General features: G+C 65.6%; 15 protein-coding genes and 1 riboswitch. Of the genes, 9 read left to right on the top strand and 6 right to left on the bottom strand.

Features of this window, described 5'->3' with window-relative positions:
* Positions 1-174 precede the first annotated feature (174 nt).
* The 3 genes from ACFVTG_RS15775 to ACFVTG_RS15765 all read left to right on the top strand — a co-directional run bounded on the left by ACFVTG_RS15775 (position 175) and on the right by ACFVTG_RS15765 (position 2,253).
* Entirely contained in the window at positions 175-840 is a 666-nt protein-coding gene (locus ACFVTG_RS15775) for a hypothetical protein (protein ID WP_284756108.1), read from the top strand.
* A gap of 133 nt (positions 841-973) precedes the next feature.
* The gene (locus ACFVTG_RS15770; protein ID WP_390281977.1) at positions 974-1,525 is read left to right on the top strand and encodes an RNA polymerase sigma factor; all 552 of its coding nucleotides are present in this window, start codon (positions 974-976) and stop codon (positions 1,523-1,525) included.
* The gene (locus tag ACFVTG_RS15765; RefSeq protein ID WP_390281851.1) at positions 1,522-2,253 is read left to right on the top strand and encodes a hypothetical protein; all 732 of its coding nucleotides are present in this window, start codon (positions 1,522-1,524) and stop codon (positions 2,251-2,253) included. Before ACFVTG_RS15770 ends, ACFVTG_RS15765 begins: the two co-directional genes overlap by 4 nt.
* A gap of 316 nt (positions 2,254-2,569) precedes the next feature.
* Here the strand turns inward: ACFVTG_RS15765 and ACFVTG_RS15760 are convergent, their stop codons facing one another.
* Both ACFVTG_RS15760 and ACFVTG_RS15755 read right to left on the bottom strand, forming a co-directional pair.
* Complete coding sequence (locus tag ACFVTG_RS15760; RefSeq protein ID WP_390281849.1) at positions 2,570-4,039, bottom strand: DUF222 domain-containing protein; 1,470 nt, start codon at positions 4,037-4,039, stop codon at positions 2,570-2,572.
* A gap of 83 nt (positions 4,040-4,122) precedes the next feature.
* Positions 4,123-5,130, bottom strand: coding sequence for a transporter (locus tag ACFVTG_RS15755; RefSeq protein ID WP_390281847.1), 1,008 nt, complete (start codon positions 5,128-5,130; stop codon positions 4,123-4,125).
* A gap of 95 nt (positions 5,131-5,225) precedes the next feature.
* Here ACFVTG_RS15755 and ACFVTG_RS15750 point away from each other — a divergent pair, with 95 nt between their 5' ends.
* Positions 5,226-5,795, top strand: a complete 570-nt coding sequence (locus tag ACFVTG_RS15750) for a TetR/AcrR family transcriptional regulator (protein WP_390281845.1) — start codon at positions 5,226-5,228, stop codon at positions 5,793-5,795.
* A 44-nt stretch (positions 5,796-5,839) separates the two neighbouring features.
* On the opposite strand, the gene ACFVTG_RS15745 is transcribed toward ACFVTG_RS15750, so the two are convergent.
* Entirely contained in the window at positions 5,840-6,421 is a 582-nt protein-coding gene (locus tag ACFVTG_RS15745; protein WP_390281843.1) for a mismatch-specific DNA-glycosylase, read from the bottom strand.
* Positions 6,422-6,584: 163 nt separating this feature from the next.
* Positions 6,585-7,703: an alanine dehydrogenase gene (gene ald, locus ACFVTG_RS15740; protein WP_284756100.1), complete on the bottom strand. Its 1,119-nt coding sequence runs from the start codon at positions 7,701-7,703 to the stop codon at positions 6,585-6,587.
* Positions 7,704-7,923: 220 nt separating this feature from the next.
* Here ald and ACFVTG_RS15735 point away from each other — a divergent pair, with 220 nt between their 5' ends.
* Together ACFVTG_RS15735 and ACFVTG_RS15730 are read left to right on the top strand one after the other, a co-directional pair.
* Positions 7,924-9,138, top strand: coding sequence for a PucR family transcriptional regulator (locus ACFVTG_RS15735; RefSeq protein ID WP_390281841.1), 1,215 nt, complete (start codon positions 7,924-7,926; stop codon positions 9,136-9,138).
* 751 nt (positions 9,139-9,889) lie between these two features.
* Positions 9,890-10,423: a hypothetical protein gene (locus tag ACFVTG_RS15730; protein ID WP_390281840.1), complete on the top strand. Its 534-nt coding sequence runs from the start codon at positions 9,890-9,892 to the stop codon at positions 10,421-10,423.
* 19 nt (positions 10,424-10,442) lie between these two features.
* Positions 10,443-10,596, bottom strand: a riboswitch (cyclic di-AMP (ydaO/yuaA leader).
* 84 nt (positions 10,597-10,680) lie between these two features.
* Here the strand turns inward: ACFVTG_RS15730 and ACFVTG_RS15725 are convergent.
* Positions 10,681-11,775 (bottom strand): flavin-containing monooxygenase, encoded by a 1,095-nt coding sequence (locus ACFVTG_RS15725; RefSeq protein ID WP_390281838.1) that lies wholly within the window; start codon positions 11,773-11,775, stop codon positions 10,681-10,683.
* A 70-nt stretch (positions 11,776-11,845) separates the two neighbouring features.
* On the opposite strand from ACFVTG_RS15725, the gene ACFVTG_RS15720 reads away from it, so the two are divergent.
* A complete protein-coding gene (locus ACFVTG_RS15720; RefSeq protein WP_390281836.1) occupies positions 11,846-12,466 on the top strand; it encodes a TetR/AcrR family transcriptional regulator in 621 nt (206 codons plus the stop codon).
* Between the two features lie 4 nt (positions 12,467-12,470).
* Here ACFVTG_RS15720 and ACFVTG_RS15715 read toward each other — a convergent pair whose 3' ends face one another.
* A complete protein-coding gene (locus ACFVTG_RS15715) occupies positions 12,471-12,866 on the bottom strand; it encodes a helix-turn-helix domain-containing protein (protein ID WP_390281834.1) in 396 nt (131 codons plus the stop codon).
* 60 nt (positions 12,867-12,926) lie between these two features.
* On the opposite strand from ACFVTG_RS15715, the gene ACFVTG_RS15710 reads away from it, so the two are divergent.
* Both ACFVTG_RS15710 and ACFVTG_RS15705 read left to right on the top strand, forming a co-directional pair.
* Positions 12,927-13,703, top strand: a complete 777-nt coding sequence (locus tag ACFVTG_RS15710) for a TetR/AcrR family transcriptional regulator (RefSeq protein WP_390281831.1) — start codon at positions 12,927-12,929, stop codon at positions 13,701-13,703.
* 107 nt (positions 13,704-13,810) lie between these two features.
* Positions 13,811-15,076 carry an acyl-CoA dehydrogenase family protein gene (locus tag ACFVTG_RS15705; RefSeq protein WP_390281829.1) on the top strand — a complete coding sequence of 422 codons (1,266 nt, stop codon included), beginning with the start codon at positions 13,811-13,813 and terminating at the stop codon, positions 15,074-15,076.
* Positions 15,077-15,261: the final 185 nt, after the last annotated feature.

The raw sequence follows: 15,261 nt of genomic DNA, 5'->3' as shown, positions 1-15,261 counted from the left end.
AAACGCTTGGGAAGGGTCACCTACTGCCAGTTCGCTGAAAGTTTTTTTGGATCGGGCGTAACTTCGCCGGGACCGTCAGCGATGTAGGGGGAGTGTGGGCAACGTCCGCACTCATCATCCGGTAGCGACAAAGCCGCTGCCGGAGCAGTCCCAAAACGTTTGTCGGAGGGTTTCATGTCCTTGTTCACTGTCCTTGCCACCAGCAAAATCGCCGCCGGCGTCCTTGCCGCCGGAGCTGTAGCGGTTGGCGGAACCGGCGTCGCAGCCTTCAACGGAGCGCTTCCCAACGATTTGCAGAAGAGCGCCCACGAGTTGCTTGGAGCCCCGGCTCCGGCCGCGTCCAAAGCAGCCGAGTCCGCAGAGTCCAAGGCGGCCGACGCGTCCCAGGCCGCAACGTCGAAGGCGACTGACGCCGCTGCCGACGCTAAGTCCAAGGCCACGGACGCCGTCGACGACGCAAAGTCCAAGGCCGCGGCCGCTTCGGCCAAGGCCACCTCACCTGAGGCGTTCGGCCTCTGCACCGCCCTCCTCAACGGCGGCCTGAAGGCTGACACCAAGGTGCCCGGCTACTCGTCACTGGTAGTTGCCGCTGGCGGCGAAGCCAACGTCAGCGCACACTGCGCCACCGTCGTGAGCGAAGGCAAGGCTGCCGGCTTGAAGGCTGACGGATCTGCTTCCGCCAGCGCCGACGCCGATGGAAACGCCGCATTGCCTGCCGTACCGGCTGTTCCCGCAGTGCCGTCCGCTCCGGCCGTCCCCGCTGTACCGGCAGTCCCGGCCGTGCCGTCCCACGTGCCGACCGCACCTGTGCACGTTCCGTCCGATTCTGTCAGCCCGTAACACTGCGGCTACGCTTGAACGGCGGGGCTCCTTGGCTAAATGACAAGGAGCCCCGCGACGCAACAGACTGCGGCGGTGGTCATTTCCCAGGCCAGGGACGATGACCGCGCTGCGTGGGATGGAGGGGTCGCGGGTGCTTGACCCTTTGGCTGACGAATATTTGCAGGCGGACGAGGAAGATCCCGCACTGCTCTTCACGGCTGCCTACAACGAGTTTTCCGGACCGGTGTTTGGATACCTGCGCGCCCGCGGCGTAGATGATCCGGAAGCAGTTACCCAGGACGTGTTCCTGGCTCTCTATCCCAAACTGGATTCCCTCCGAGGAGGTCTCCAAGGGGCCAAAACCCTGCTCTTCTCCATAGCGCACGCGCGAATGGTGGATCACTATCGCAAGCGGGAACGCACCCCTGATTCCGCGCCCTATGAATCTGATTTGGATTCGCGGAGCGCGCCCTCGGCCGAGGACCAGGCATTCGGACATGGCGAAGGCTTGGGCGTAACCGAGCTACTGGCCGACCTCAGCCCCGATTACCGGGAGGTCCTGGCGCTACGGGTCGTGGCGGACCTGTCGTTGGAAGAAACAGCGGACATCATGGGCAAGTCCCAAGGAGCCGTGAAGCAGTTGCAGCGCAGGGCATTGAGTGCACTGAGAGAACGTGCACTACTAAGGAATGGCACATCATGAGCGAAAAATCCGCATCCTTCGGCGAGCAAGGCGTTGACCGCCTGCTTGCTGAAGCCGGACTCGACGAAGCGTACGAGATCCGGACAGAGCTGCTGGAACTGCAAGCCCTTGCGAGCACCCGGCCGCAGCCATCGGCGGCTGTGCAGGCTTTGATGGCACCTGCGAGCGTTGCGGCTGCACCTGTCGCGGCCACAACCCCGCTAGCCCGCACCGCGGTTGCGCCGATCGACGAACTGGCCGCGCGCCGTCGTCGTAAGCGCCGTGCCGGCATTGCGGCTCTTGCCGTTGCGGCTTCCCTTGCCGCCGGAGCTACCGCCGCGGCTGCGTCCGACGGCGGCATCCCGGGAACGATCGAACACTTGGGCGCCGTAGTGGGATCGGTTGTTTCCCAGCTCACCCCCGGCTCGGGCGGCACAGGACCGCAACAGCAGGGAACCCGCCCGGAGCCGGTTCCGATGCCCACCCGGGGAACAAGCATTCCCGCGTCGCCTTCTCCGGAGTCCTCAAGCCTCGACGCCCAAAACAACAACACGCATCCATCGCCGCACGCCACTCCCGGCACTACTGCGCCGGGGTCCGAGTCGGATCCGCGCAATGGATTGCACGATATCGCCAAGGGCCGCCCGGGACAGATCACGATCCCGACGCCGGAGGTCCCAACCCCCACGCTCCCGTTGCCCCAGCCCGTTCCTTCCGAGATCCTTCCGGGCAACCCGGTGAAGCCGTAACTTGGGGCGTGTTCGGCTGAGCTGACCTGGCGGCCCGTAGTTCGGTGACGCGGGCGGAACGCCACCAAGCCGCCACGGACATCAGGGCCGAAGCGGCGGGTCCCGGCGATCAGCTGCGTAATCGAGTCTTGCCTCGCGATCGCATCGTCCAGGTCAGTCGAATCCACCGCCCGCCGGCGCTTTCTCTTCAGGACGAAAGAGGTCCTCCATCACGGAATCCGGGCAGAGGCGTCCCCGATGCTTGGCTTAACCAACACCCACATGAGTCCAGTCGACGGGCCCGGCCCGTGACTAATTCAGTAATCTCCTAGGGACCTTAGGCGGCTTCTAGTTCAGTGACGCGGGCGTATTTGAGCGCTTTGGCTTGATGTCGGAGCGCGCGTCGGTGGCGCCTGGAATACGGTCCCGCGATATCGGGCGGGTCGGTTCCTAGTGGATTGCTGCCTGGCAGGGGCGGGGCTGTTGACCGGTGGTGGTGTCCGGTGGGGGTGCGGATTTCCAGGACATGCCGTGTCCCGGGACTGGTTTGTGCTGTCCAGCCGGGGAGTTCCTTGGTGTGGTTGCAGGCTTCGCACAGGCCCGCGCCGTTGGCCAGGCTGGTGGGTCCTCCGTCGTGCCAGGGGATGATGTGGTCTAAGTGCCTGATCGGTGCGTCGCAGTAGGGGGTCCGGCAGGTCTCGTCGCGGGCCTGGATGAAGCGCCGCATGCCCGCCGGGAAAAGCCGCGCCCGCGAATCGACGGCGACAAGGTCCCCGGTTCCGGGGGCTGTGTAGAGGCGCCGCAGCCAGACCTTGAAGGTCCGGTCCGCGGGTTGGCCGGGACCGGCCTGGCCGTGGTTCCCGGTGAGGAGTTCCCTCGCCCAGCCGGCGGGGACGATGCCGTAGCCGGGGAGCCTGGCCGGTTCGCTGTCGCCCTGGAAGAGGGTGCGGTCGGTCATGACGAGCTGGACTTCAACCCCGCAAATACCGCCCGGGGTGCCGGTGGTGCGTTCGACGAGGGCATCGGCCATGATCTGGCCCCGGGTGCGGGTGTCCCCTGTATTGCGGAGGGTGTCGGCGTGCCGGGTCAGGGCCGCGTGCACGGCCACGCCCTGGGCGACGGGAAGCAGTGCGGTCAGGTAGGTCATGGTGTCAGGCGCGGGCCGCAGGCTCACGTGGCGTTCGGTGGCGGCGTGGCTGGCGCGCTGGGTCACGGAACGGGGGTCCCGCCGGTAAGCCGCGGCCCGGGCCGCCGCGATGATGGCCTTGTCCCCCACCCCGTCGAAGGTTCCGGTGTCGGCGGCCAGTTCCTCGTCCACCGCGCAGCGGTCCTCGGCGGACAGGCAGGCTGTTTCCTTCACCAGCAGGGTCGCCCGCCATTCGGTGAACTGGCCGGTGTCCAGGGCGGCGAGGGTGTGCGGCATTTCGGTCACCAGCGCCTTCGCCAAGCCGAACAGCCGTGATCCGCGGGCCGGGGATTCCCGCCGGGCCAACGCAATTTGAGCTCCGACCCCGCGGCCGTGTTCCTCGGCCGGCACACCTGCCGCCGCGTCGGCGCTGCGCTGGGCGGCATCGAACGCGACGGCGATCCGGGCCTGCGCAGCAGCGGCCGCGGACTTCAAATCCTCCAGGGCACGCAACTGGTTTATCAGTTCGGTGCTGTCGGGGCCTGGCCGGAGCGATCGCACGGCGTCGATCAGATCCTGCACCCGCAAGCCCGGCCCAGCGACACCGGGGATAGCCTCCGGGACCGTGCCGCCGGATGGCGCGTCTGGTCCGATCAGCTGTGTTCCCCGGTTCCCGGCCATAACCACAGCATCGCAGAGGGGTCTGACATTAACAGGTCGATGGAGCCCGTCCAATCGAAAAACGATGAAGATCGGAACGACTCTCAGTGATGGCGTCGACGCTGTTGCCGTGCCGCGCGGGTCGTGGCGTTGAGCAGGAGGATCGATTTCGTCGCGATCGATACGACGAGGAGCGTAACGGCGGCGAGCAATCCAACGGTGATGGCCTGCCAGGCAGGCGGTTGGAGGAGGTGCAACCAGGTAATGGCGAGTGCAGCGACACTCGCCACGGGGAAGGTGAATGACCAGAACCCCAGCGAGAACGGCAGCGCGCCGTAGCGCGGCAAGAGCGTCGCCTGGATCAGCACCATCAGAACCGTGATCGCCGTCAACCCCTCGAACACAAGATCGGGCCGACCGCCTGAGATCGTGAGCCACGCCGCTGACGCAACGGCCGGGGGAGCCATCATGATCGCAAGTGTCGGGAGCAGTGGTGCCGGCATCGTTGGACGGCGCGCGAGGCGGAGGAAGAAGAACACGGAGATCACCAGCCAAAAGACGATGCCAACGGCGAAGCTCCCTATGGCGAGCCAGTCAAGCCCCGCCTGTGCCGCGGCGAGTGCACCGACTAAACCGGCTGCGCTGATGGGCAGGAAGTAGCCGCCATGAACGGATTCAAGCGGCAACTGCCCACGCATCCAGAAGCCCAGAATCCATGCGGCGAACGCGGCTGCGGCGGTCATGGAGATCAACGTCAGTACAGTTCCGGCCAGCGGAATCGTGTGGTGAAGGTTCGCTCCGAGTAGCATCGCGGCGATGGGAAGGATTGCCGCCAGCGGACCCTGGGCGAAGTGCGTGAGCTGATGAGAGAGCGGTTGGTCGGTGCGCTTGCCGCGATGCGTGTGTACTGCGAGGGTCCAGATCCAGGAGATCCCGGCAACTAGCCAGAACGCTTGCCCGAGCTCGAACGGGAGCCCGAGCGCGGAAGCCGCCACGGACCAGACCTGGGCGAGGCCGGCCAGGCCCAGTGGGATGGCGAGCGTGTTCAGCGGGACGCGCGTGTGCAGGCCTGTTGCCGGGGTGGCGTGTGCCAGGGACTTTTGAATGGACAAGGAGTGCCTTCCTGAAAGGACAGCTGGATCCAGATGTGGCCGCAAAATTGGTTTTTGACCTTGAAGTACAATATCATGCGGGTTACTCTTTTTCCATGGGTAGACCGATGCAGTTCGAGGCCGCTGAGGCGGTCGATAGGGCGATGGATCTGTTCTGGCGTCAGGGGTACGCCGGAACGACGCCGCAGGAACTGGCCAGTGAACTGGGCATTGGCAAAGGCAGTCTCTACAACACGTTTGAGAGCAAGCACGCACTGTTCCTGCGTGCCCTCCGGCGCTATAGCCTGAAACGACTCGAGTACCTGGCCGAGCTGTTCTCAACGCCCGGGCCGGTCCGGCCCCGTCTCAAAGGGGCCATGACTGTCCTTGCCGGCGTGGGCGAGCATCAGCGGGGGTGTGTCATGGTCAATGCTGCAGCGGAGCTCGGCCCCGCGGACGTCGACGTGAATCGCATCGCGGACGAGCTCTTCACGCAGATCGAAGCCGTGTTTCGGCAAGCAATCGCGCAAGGACAAGAGTCCGGAGAGCTCGGTGCGGATCGGGATGCCGGCACTGCCGCTAGCCAACTGCTTGCCTCCGTGATCGGGCTCAGTGTGCTCGTCAAGACAGGCATGGCGTCGGAGAGATTCCGCGCCGTCGTCGACGGCATCGTCGACGGATTGTGACATCGCAAGGAATCCACGATCAGACGTGAGCAGGCGCGTGCCGGTTATACGGATGTTGTGAAAAGTTCGATGCCGGATGCGACTGCGACTTCTCGGTACGCGTTTGCCAGGTCATCCAGGGTCGCGTGTCTGTTTAGGCCGCTCGGGTTCGGGACCACCCAGACGGGGATGCCGCCGAGATGGTCCAGCTGACGTCCGACCGTTGCCTGGGGCCGGGCGAAGGCAACCCGGTAGGCGGTGATTCCCAATACCGCCACCACTGCCGGAGCGATGCGTTCGACGCGCTCTGAGAGTGCTTCGGCTCCAGCGACGAGCTGCTCTGCGGTGAGTTCGTCCGCGCGCGCCGACGCTCCCGCGACCAGAGACGTGATGCCGAGGCCACGCTCACGCAGATGCGCGAGGTCTTCGGGGCGGAAGCCCGCCGAAGCATCTATCCGCCGATCGACGATGCCCGCCCGGTAGAGAGCAGGATAGAAGCGGTTGCTCCCGCCGCCGAAATGCGCCTGCACCGCGACGGCGCGCAAGCCGGGATTTATGCCGACGAACAAAAGCCGTGTGTGGTCCCCAAGTAGGTCCGGCAGGCTCCCGTCTCGGAACGAATCAAGGACAGACCGACTAAATCCCATCACTCCACCTTCGGGCTTCCGGAAGCGGAGGGCTACCGGTGTTTCACAATGCGAGTCCGGGGCTGTTTTCACCAAAAACCCCGACGGCGGGGTGCCGCTTCCCATGGAAGCCGCACCCCGCCGTCGGGATCGTTTAGTCGCGCCCGTTAGGGGCGGAGAGAAGCTAAGCCGAGACCAGGTTGTGCCAGTCGGCCACGAGGGGCAGGTTGTGCGCCTCGGAAACCGAGCGGTGCGTGACCTTGCCGGCAGCGATGTTGAGGCCGGCGGCGAGGGCGGGGTCGCGGTCGAATGCGGCCTTGACGCCCAGGTTGGCCAGTGCCACCGCGTAGCGCAGGGTGACGTTGGTCAGTGCGTAGGTGGAGGTGTTCGGAACGGCGCCCGGCATGTTGGCGACGCAGTAGAAGATCGTGTTGTGGACCTTGTACGTGGGTTCCTGGTGCGTGGTGGGGTGGGTGTCCTCGAAGCAGCCGCCCTGGTCCACTGCGATGTCCACCAGCACGGAGCCGGGCTTCATGCGGGAAACCAGTTCATTGGTGACCAGCTTGGGGGCCTTGGCGCCCGGGATCAGCACGGAACCGATGACGAGGTCGGCGTCGACCACTGACTTCTCGATCTCGTAGGCGTTGGAAGCGACCGTCTTCAGGCGGCCCTGGTAGATGGCATCCAGCTCGCGGAGGCGGTTGATGTTGATGTCCATGATGGTGACGTCGGCACCCAGGCCCAGGGCCATGGCGGCAGCGTTGGTACCGGCAACACCGGCGCCGAGGACAACAACCTTGGCCGGGCGGACACCCGGGACGCCGCCCAGCAGCACACCCTTGCCGCCGGCCGGAGCCATGAGGGAGGAAGCGCCGACGACGACCGACAGGCGGCCGGCGACCTCGGACATCGGTGCCAAGAGGGGCAGCGCGCGGCCGTCCTGGACGGTCTCGTAGGCGATCGCCGTGACGCCGGAGTTGATGAGTTCCTGGGTCAGCTCGGGCTCGGCGGCCAAATGGAGGTAGGTGAAGAGGATCAGGCCCTTGCGGAAGCGGTGGTACTCGGCCTTGATCGGTTCCTTGACCTTCATGACCATGTCAGCGCGTGCCCAGACGTCGTCGGCTTCGGCCACGATCTCAGCGCCCGCAACCGCGTATTCCTCGTCCGTAATACCGGAGCCCAGGCCTGCGCCCCGTTCCACCAGAACGGTGTGGCCGTGGGTGCGGAACTCGTGAACGCCTGCGGCCGTGATGGCAACGCGGAATTCGTTGTTCTTGATCTCTTTGGGGACACCGATGATCATTTTGGGCTCCATGTTCGAAAGGCTCCAACGGCCTTTTTCTCTGCGGGGGACTGTGATTCCAGAATAAATCCGCTGTGAGCCAGGCGACAGGAAAGGTGATCGCAGCCGTCGCTGACTTCCCCGGAATTCCGGGGTTTTTGCGGCCCGCGACTCGACATTTGTCGATACTGAGAGCGTCAGGTGTCGCCTGATGTTCGTCGGGCAAAGTAGTGTTTTCTCCATGCAGCAGGACGTGGAGAAGATCGTCGAGGACGTCGCACTCAAATTGGGCCGCGGCCTCTCCCTGGAAGACCTCGACGGCGTGCTGCTCGCTTACAGCTCCAACCAGTCCCACGCCGACCGTGTGCGCGTGAATTTCCTCCTGAGCAAGCGTGTCCCGGTGGACGTCAGCGCGTGGCAGCTCTCGCACGGCATCGCTACCGCGGTGCGTCCCGTCGTCGTGCCCGCCAATGAGGATCTCGGGATGGTGGGACGCGTCTGCGTCCCGCTGCTGGTGCGCGGATTCCGCGTCGGGTACCTCTGGGTCCAGCAGGACCTTGACGAGCAGACCGCGACGGCGATACTCGCCGAGCTGCCGGGCGTCCGGGACGAGTTGGACCTCCTCGCGGGGTTGCTGCTCGATTCCAATACGGCCGAATCGGAGTTCCGGCGCCGCCGTGAGCAGGAATTCCTCGCTGCATGCCAGGGCGAATCCAATGCGGTGGCGGCCGTGGCGGGATGGAAGGAGATCCAAGGCAGGGGACCTTGGCAGCTGGTGACCGTGCTCGATGCTGAGGACAGTGGTGGCGTTTCCGATCCGATCGCGGCGACCCTGACGCACCGTTCCGCCGCACTGCAGGCTACTATCGGGGTCGATTCCGTGCTTTTCAGCGCCGGCACCGAGACGCACTCGGTCCTGTTGTTCCGCGAAACCGGCGGACGGGCAGAACATGCCCAGGTCCTGGTCCACTATCAGCTGGAACTCGCCAAGCGCGCCGGCCGGAAGGTTGAACGGGTCATCCTGGGCATCAGCGAGCCGTTTTCAGTCATCCGCCAACTGGGCCGGGCGTATCGGCAATCGAAGCTCGCGGCCCAGGCTGCCGCCGTCGATCCTCCACTCGGCGAACTCGTGGACAGCCGCTCGGCCGGGATCTACCAGTTGTTCGAACGGCTACAAGCGCCCGGCGGTTGGGACGATTCGGGCTCGGCACATTTCCAGGAGATCGAGGACGCCGACCGCAACGGCGAGCTGCTCCCCGTGCTCGAACTGCTCTACGACAGTGACGGCTCCGTGCAGGACGTGGCCGCGAAGCTCCACCTGCACCGCAGCAGCATCTACAACCGGCTGGCCAGGGTCCGCCAGCTCATCGGAGCAGATCCGCTGAATGGCGCCACCCGGCTCGAACTCCACGCAACGCTCAAAGCGCGGCGCTGGGCAGGGCGTCCACGGATTTGACCTCCCTGGTACCGGAAGCCGCGCTGGCTTACTTGTTGAACTGCCTCAACTGAAGGCTGCAGCGCCAGCGGTCCGGGCGGTGCTGAATCATCTGCGTCCGGGTGTTCCGGCAGCATCGTCCGTGCCACTCGACGGCAAACGTTCGATGCCCTCCCATCCTCACTGCAGTGCCTTGGTTGCTGCGTCCAGAATCGACCCAAGATCAACGCCCGGTTGGGTAGGCGGTGGCGTAGGTGTGGGGCTGGCCGGGGTCCGTGGCTTCCAAGAACCTGTAGGCCCGGGCGTCGGAGACGCTGGATCCGTCGGATCCGGTGTCGGGGTTGGGCTAGCGGGTCCGGTCGGACCCGGGCTGGGAGCCGGCGCAGGCTGGGCCGGAACGGAAGGAACAGGCACCGGGCCGAGGCTTGGGGGCAGGGCCGACGGGATTGCGCCAGGAACCTGGACGGAGATCGATGGTGCGGAGGCACCCGAGGGTCCGACTGCGGCGGGACCTTGCGGCGAATGTTGCGCCGGGTCCGCGGCGGTCTGGCCGGCCTTGGCGCTAGGGGTAGCTGCCGAAGGTGATGCTGCACCGCTGGGGGAAGTGCTTGCCGTCGTGGAGGGAGCGTCGGATTGCGTTGAGCTTTGGCTGTCCGCGCTTGTAGTGTCCTGGGTCTGTGTTTCCTGGCCAAAGAAGGGCAACTCAAGAGCCTGGCTGACGGAAGCCGCGGCCAACAAGATGCCTAGGGCGCCGGTCACTACAGCCATTCGGTTGCTCATCGTCCTGACGGCGGCGGCCTTCTTGAGGACGGCGTGTGGTTCGCGGCTGAATGACGAACCAGTAAAGGTCGCCGGACCGGCGCCGGCACGGGACGCCGCCGGGGGTGCCGTTGTGGCTGCATTCTCGGTTTCGGCGGGTTCAGCTGCCGCAGGAGCCACTGTCGCAGCCGACACTGTCGGAATGGCCGCGGTGGCGGGCTCTGCTGTCGCAGGAGCCACGGTTGGGGCAGGCACTGTTGGAATGGCCGCGGTGGCGGGCTCTGCTATCGGGGGAGCCAGTGTCGGAACGGCCACGGTCGGTATGGCCGCGGTTTCACTGGCTTGGGAAGCCCGCCTCCGTTCGGCCGCCCGGGCGGCCGCGCGCGTGGTGGGCGCCGCCGTCGTGGAGGTTGCCGCGGGGGTGGGCGCCGCCGTCGAACTCAAAGGTTCGGAAGCCGGTGCAGCGATGAACGGTCCGCTGTCATTGGCCCGACGGCGTCCGGTTGCTTTGGTGCGCTCGCGTGCCACTTGGGCACGGCGAGGCTGATCCATGGTTGGGGACATGGTGATTGCCTCTCAACGCCTTCGAGGTTAGCTGTCGGGTTCGGACGAGGCCGTCCGGCCGCGCGTGGCGGCTTCACCCCGAGGGCCTGTGGAGAAGTAGTAGGCCCGGAGACTCTGGGTCCCCCGTCTCTGCCGCGGGTCTGGCGGATTCCGGGTTGCGGCAGAGCTCGGCGTCAACCTGGAAGCGGCCCAGTTGGGGATTGGGTCGCCCCTCGACCGTACAACAGCCGGCAAGCAATGTCACATTTGAATAACGGGCGGAGCGGCCTGTTTTTGCCGGGCCTGCGCCGCGATGAGTCCGGCGACGTGGGCGGCGTCGCGGCCGACCCCGCCCACGAGGCCAGAGGTCAACCCGTATTGGAAGGGCATGCCCACAAAGAACAGTCCTGGCAGTTGTTCGACGGCGCCCCGGTAGGTGAGCGGCCAGCCGTCCTCATCCGCGGGAAGTCCTTGGATCCAGCCAAAGTCCGGTTGGTAGCCGGTAGCCCAGATTACGGTGGAGACCCGGAACGTCCTGCCGTCATCAGCTTGGGGTTGGCCCTCGCGGGCGCCCGCCAGGCGTGGCAGGCGGGTGACTCCTGCGGCGTCGAGTTCTCGCGTGGAGGTCCGGATCAGCGGCGCGCCGTGCTTGGTGAACCCGACCGCGACTTTGCGGCCGATAGGGGTGGACCTGTTCAGCACCTTGTGGATGAAGAGCCACCAAAGCCCGCCGGCGTATCGCGTCACCGGGCCCGGGATGTGGAACGGAGGGGTTCCGGCAATGTAGGTGCGGTGCGTGGGTGCGAGCTCCAAGGCGATTTCGACGCCGGAGGTGCCGGAGCCGACCACCAGGACATCTCCGGGCGGAACTGAGTCCGGGTTGGCGTATTCAGCTCCGTGCAGTTGGTGGATGCCGGGATCCAGATCCTTGGCGAAAGCCGGGATCTTTGGTTGCGTGTTCGGGCCCGTGGCAACAACAACGTTCCTGGCCAGGATCGACCCGGAGCTCGACTGTACCCGGAACCGGCCGTCCTCCCGCTCGATGCCAACGACATGGGCACCATGGCGTACCGGGAGCTCCCAGTTCCTTGCGTAGTCCTCAAGGTATTCGGCCATGGCGTCTTTGCCGGGAAAGCTGCCTCGGGCGGCGGGAAATGGCAGGCCGGGAAGGGAATCGTGCTGCGCCGGGGTGAAGAGCCGCAAGGAATCCCAGCGGTTCCGCCACGCGTCGCCAACACGCTCCTGCGAGTCCAGGATGAGGATGTCTTGCCCGTGTTTCTTCAGGTGGAATCCAGTGGCGAGCCCTGCCTGTCCGGCGCCCACAATTACGGTGTTCACTGCCTCATTGCTATCCATCGCGAAGCCTCCTGAGGTGTTCGAGATCATTAGAATAGCATTCCAGTCACTGGAATGCTATTCTTTTCCCGTGGAAATCCGGCACAATGACAGGCGAGTAGCTCAAGCCGCCGCAACCAAGGCGGCCGTTGTGGAGGCCGCCCGGCAGCTGTTTCTGAGCAGGGGATACGTGGCTACCACCATCGGGGCTGTTGCCGAGCAAGCCGGTGTGGCTATCCAGACCATCTACAACTCCGTGGGCAACAAGGCCGCGTTACTCTCGGCCGTGGTTGACGCGACGGCCGCGGGTCCGGATGCCCCACGCTCCGTCCCGGAGACCATGCGCGAGCGGACTGCCGCAGCCCCCGACGCCGGGGCGGTCCTGGCGTTGTTGGCCGACTGGTTCGCCGAGGTGCACCCGCGAAGCAGCCAATTGTTCAGCGTCATGAGGCAGGCCTCCGCCGTCGACGCCGAAGCGGCAAAAGTGGAGCGCGACCGGGCCGAACTCCGGCTGAGGAACTATGCGGAAGCGGCGGCTGCGCTCAGGCGGCGCGGGGCATTGACCTCCGGCATGAGCGACGAGCAAGCCGCTGCCGTGATTTGGTCGGTGGGTCACCCGGACACCTACCGATCACTCGTGCTGGATTTCGCTTGGGGATTGGACCGCTACCGGGATTGGGTCCACGCGGCGCTCAAGGCCGCCCTCGCGTAGCTTTCTACGTGTTGCTTTGCTCTTCTGCCGCGGCCGTCTTCTTCTGGGTTTCCAGCCACGCCATGATGTCCGCGAGCCTAATGCGGCGATGCGTGCCGCGGTATTCCACCGGGATTTCGCCACGGTCGGTCATGTTCCGCAGGTAGGTGTGCGAGATTCCCGCGAGTTCGGCCGCCCGCGACGTCGTGAGCATTTCCTCGACGCTGCTGACGGTCACCGCTTCGCCCCGGCCCAGCCTGCCGAGGAGGTCGACGACGGCGTCCCTCGCCTCATCCGGCAGCCGATGGACCGTGCCGTCCACGAAAACCGTGATGTCGTTGCTGTCCTGGAGTGAGCGCGCCAGGTTCCGGGCGTCGTCCGCGGGCAAGCCAGGCGTAACGCGGGGAGCTATCAATGCCATGGCAGAAGCCTAGCGGCGCCCAAGGCTGTGCGGTTACGTCCTCGTGTTAGATTCACGCCTATGGTCAACTACCCCGCCAATCCGGATCCAGCTCCCGCTGTGGCCGCGGCAATCGATCTACTGGTGCGGCAAGGCTACGACGCGACCTCCGTGGACGACCTCGCCGATGCCGCGGGGATCAGCCGGAGCACGTTTTTCCGCAAGTTCGGTTCCAAAGAGGACATTGTTTTCGGTGATCACGACCGGATTCTCGGGCGGGTCCAGGAGTCGCTTTCGGGAACGACGGCGGATCCGTTACGTGCCGTCGTGGACGCGGCGCTCTTGGTCTTTAGCCACCATGTGGGCAACCGGAGAACCTCCCTGGCCCGCTACGAACTTCTGCATCAAGTGCCGGCCCTTCGTGATCGTGAACTTGTGATGACACATCGCTATGAACGGGCTTTCCGGAATCATCTCCTATCTGTGCTGCCCGAAGGCGAAAGCCGGGAGGTCACGGCCGTGGCCTTTGCCGCATCGGTAGTCGCCCTGCACAACAGCGTCCTCCGCCAATGGCTGCGGGCGGTTTCTGCGGGCGAACGCGTCACGGGTGCCGGGGATGAGGCGCGTGCTTGGCGCGATGCGCGGGAAGCTGAAGCCGAAGAACTGGCCGCCAGGCTCGGGAACGAATTGGGCGCATTGGCGGACACGTTCGCCCGTGTTTCAACCGGCGAGGCGGGTAGCGACGCAGCCGGTGCCGCGTCCGCGCCAGGCGGCCGGCCCGCCGTCGTGGTTGCCGTCCTCGATCCTGCAGCGGGTACGGAACGGATCCTTCAAGCAGTCCGGGACGCCCTGGCTTAGCTCGATCCAGCAGAACCCCCCCGCTGGTACTGAGTTCCTTGACATGAAACCGAGTGTCAGCGCATGCTGGGAGTCGCAGATCGAAACCCCAGAGCGAGGATTCCCCCATGACGACGACGTCCAACAGCGCTTCCGAGGAACTGGATGCCTTGTTTCCGGCTGGGACTGTTTTCCCGGCTGGCACCATGGAGCCCGAGTATGTCCTCAACGAATCGCTGGACCCGGACCCGGCCTCCGTTTTCAAGGACATCAGCGGCGAAGACCGCGCCTACTGGGACCGTGCGCGGACCTTTGTCCAGGACGAGGTGCTCCCGGTCATCGCGGGGTACTGGGAGCGCGCGGAGTATCCGCTGCACTTGGTGAAGCGTCTCGGTGAACTTGACCTGCTGCGCGACGGAATCAACATCGACGGGTTCCCGGCCATGAGCAAAACCGCCGCCGGGCTGGTCACCATGGAACTGAGCCGCGGCGACGGGTCCATCGGCACGGTGGTCGCGGTCCAGGGTGGTTTGGCGCTTCGATCCGTGGCCGAATGCGGTTCCCCGGAACAGCAGGCCCGCTGGATTCCCGCGCTTTCCCGGGCCGAGGAATTCGGTGCCTTCGCGTTGACCGAGCCCGCGCACGGCTCCGACTCGGTGGGACTCGAGACAACTGCGACGGCCGTCGAGGGCGGGTATGTGCTCAACGGTGAAAAGAAGTGGATCGGCAACGGCTCGATCGGCGGGCTGACCGTCGTCTGGGCCCGCGGCGACGACGGGCAAGTCCACGGATACCTCGTCCCGCAGGATTCCCCCGGATACTCTGCCACGACCATCGAAGGCAAGCTCTCACTCCGGGCCATTTGGCAGGCACATATCCGCCTTGAGAATGTCTTCATCCCGGCGGAAAACGTGCTCCCGGGTGCCCGGAGTTTCAAGGACACGGCCCGGGTGCTCTTGGCGACCCGGCTGGGAGTGGCCTGGTCCGCCGTCGGGCATGCCACTGCCTGCTACGAAACCGCGGTGCAGTACGCTGCCCAACGCCGGCAGTTCGGCCGCCCGCTGGCCGCTTCGCAGATTGTGCAGGAGCGACTTACCCGGATGCATTCGGAGCTCGCCACCATGCAGCTCATGGTCATGCAGATGACCAAGCTGGACGAAGAGGGCGTGCTGACTCCCGCTCAGGCGGCGCTCGCGAAGTTCACATGCACCCGGACTGCCCGCAGCATCGCCTCGAACGCGCGCGACCTGCTCGGGGGCAATGGGATCTTGTTGGCCAACCGCGTGGCCCGGCACTTCGCCGACATAGAGGGCATCCATACCTATGAAGGCACAGAGACCGTGCAGGCGTTGATTATCGGACGCTCGATCACGGGCATCTCCGCCTTCGCCTGAGCGGCGGCCCCGGCTCCCGGCGCGCGCCCCGGCCTGAGACGCGCCCCCCTGAGATGCCCGCTCACCTATGCGGTATAAATCCCGGACGCTCGAAAGTTGTCAAGCTGTGTGGAGTCACTGGGCTGGTTTTTGGGGTGTTTTGGTCTGCGGGAGGTTGATCCCGGCGTGTGTGGCGGGGGCCGGTG

This window comes from Arthrobacter sp. NPDC058127 (assembly GCF_042884555.1).
GTDB lineage: Bacteria > Actinomycetota > Actinomycetes > Actinomycetales > Micrococcaceae > Arthrobacter.
The sequence above is the reverse complement of the archived record's forward strand: the minus strand, read 5'-3'. Positions and strand labels throughout refer to the sequence as shown.